The sequence below is a fragment of the Calditerricola satsumensis genome, from assembly GCF_014646935.1.
In the GTDB taxonomy this organism is placed as follows: Bacteria; Bacillota; Bacilli; order Calditerricolales; family Calditerricolaceae; genus Calditerricola; species Calditerricola satsumensis.
Genome location: NZ_BMOF01000094.1, coordinates 1 through 2,344, shown reverse-complemented (window position 1 = coordinate 2,344; position 2,344 = coordinate 1). Strand labels below are relative to the sequence as shown.

General features: G+C 45.9%; 2 protein-coding genes. Both read left to right on the top strand.

All coding sequences use genetic code 11. The annotated features are described in order from the left end of the window. The first annotated feature begins 545 nt into the window (after positions 1–545). A complete protein-coding gene (locus tag IEX61_RS12160) occupies positions 546–1,067 on the top strand; it encodes a MerR family transcriptional regulator (RefSeq protein ID WP_054672658.1) in 522 nt (173 codons plus the stop codon). A 559-nt stretch (positions 1,068–1,626) separates the two neighbouring features. Next, positions 1,627–2,298 carry a type II toxin-antitoxin system PemK/MazF family toxin gene (locus IEX61_RS12155; protein WP_188818239.1) on the top strand — a complete coding sequence of 224 codons (672 nt, stop codon included), beginning with the start codon at positions 1,627–1,629 and terminating at the stop codon, positions 2,296–2,298. The last annotated feature ends 46 nt before the right edge of the window (positions 2,299–2,344 follow it).

The following is a 2,344-nucleotide window of genomic DNA, read 5'->3' as shown; positions in this document are numbered from 1 at the left end:
CCCTGCGCGTCATGGCCTTACGCCAAGGCGCTTGGAGCCTCAACATACACACCCTGCGCACATTATAGCACATTTTCAAGCGATGGTAGATATATCCCCCATACAGAAAAAACCGCTCAGAAGCCAAAATAAAGCGCTTTCATTCCAACCGTATTCTCTAGGAACCCACCTCGGTCGCCGCATTCGCGCAATCTAGTCACCAAGGGGCGACGCCCGTGTGGAGGCGTCGCCCCCATAACCATTGTCGCGCCGCATGATGCGCGTCAAGGGCGCGTAGCGGCGCGAAGCGCGTACCCTTGACGCGCAAGGTATGACAGTTTGTCATTCCATCATCATTCCAGACGGATCGGCAGGAAAAACGGGCGTAGGACGGGAAAACGGAAAGGGCGAGCGGTGGACGAACGGAACAAGACGCAAGGACGGAAAGGACGGACGACGGACGGATTAATTAAAAACGAATGGACGAAATGGACGGGCGACGGACGATTTAAGCAAAGACGTAAGGACGGAACCAAAAGACGGCAAACAAGCGGAGGTGCTATGGATTGACGAGACTGCTGCGTAAAAAAGACCTTGTGGAGATTCTGGGCCTACCGAAGTCAACAATTTCGGACTGGCTCATTGAATTCCACGTTTACATCCCCAAGGTCAAGCAAGGAGCCATCACCTTCTATAAGCCCGAAGCCGTGGACGTACTGAAGGCCATCAAAGAACTGAGAGAGCAAGGCTACCACAAGGTGCAGATCTTCGAAATCCTGGCCGAGCGCGGGTTTCCGGTAACGGTTGACGAAGCCGTCGAAGACATGAAGCGCGTGCTCCAGATGCAACGCGAACAGCAACCACGCGATGCGGTGTTCGCGGTAGCACAAACAGCGGCACAGCTATCTGCAAAAATGTCCGAGATCGACGAAGCGGTGCAGGAACTGGGGCGAAAGCAGGACGAGACGGACGGACGGATTGCCGAACTTGAACGCCAATTAGAGGCGGTGCGCCGTGAACTCGAACAGACAAAGGCTGAACTAGCCGCAGAACGCGCCAAGCCATGGTGGCGGAAACTGTTTAGGTGAAACAGCTAGGACGGAAAAACAGAAAACCAAGAAAAACGGAGAAAAACGAAGCTAGAGCGAGTTTGACCTTTCCGCAATAATGGTCAAAATGCCCCTGTTTCGCCCAAGTGGAAATCAGCCAAAACGGCCGAAAACGGCCAAAAATCGTCTTCGACGGATGCAACCATCACCGCTACAGTTAACACAGTAAAGATTATGGGACATCACAGAAAAAAACTGGAAAATAAATGCGCTAAGAACGAAATACCCCTCTCATCGGCGCGGAATTTCTGCGCCGATTTTTTCTAATCGGCATTGCCGTGTTAGCAAGGTCAAAGACTTTCATTGCCTTCAACTAGTCGGATGTTACGCGCTGATTCTCTCTTCGAACTCTTCGGCGAAGCCGCTTGCTACGTTCTGGCGTTGCACATTGCGATTTAACATGGCCAACCATACTTAAGGTACGATTATAATCGTACCTTAAGTATGGTTGGCCACGTGGATTGACAATCATTGTAAGATGATGTAGTAAAAAATTAAGCAACGTTTTTTTATTTTAACTTTAAGGAGGTACAAACGGATGACGGAAAATGTTACAGTACATAGTCAGAAACCAAGTTCTTCAGATCAAAATACTTTATTGGATCAAGAATTGAATCAAGATCAAGATCAAAATACTCCATTGCCTATTAGCCAATTAAAAATTAAATTTAATGATTTCTTATCTAAAATCAATAAGGATAACTTTCATAAAGCCTTAGAAATTGTTGAATGGATTAGTATACAGTTAGATCTCCACGACAAAGCAATGCAATATCGCCATCAAAAACATAATGACAAGAATAAATGCCATCCAATTCGGCCTGTAAGAGGAGAAATTTATATGGCCGAATTGGGTAGTAATGTAGGTTCGGAATTTAATTCATGGCATCCTGTTTTAATAATTCAAAACGACAGAGGGAATACTTATAGTGAGAAAACGATTGTGTTGCCTATGACGGGATATAAGCAAAATAAAAGGTACGACAAAAACATATACCATAAAATTTATCCAGATGACTTTGACGAAGGTCAACCTAATAAGATTTCATTAGTTAAAATAGCGGATATCACGACTATTGATAAAGCCCGCCTAGGAAGGAAAGTTGGAAAGTTAAATGATCATGTAATGAAAATGATCACAGATAAGCTACGAAAACATCTAGCCATAAGAACTTGCCAAAACAAACCTGGTCAGACGGCTCTACGCTAAAAAGTGTGGATGCCAAGAAGGAAAAAGGCGGTCAGCGAGCCAAGGG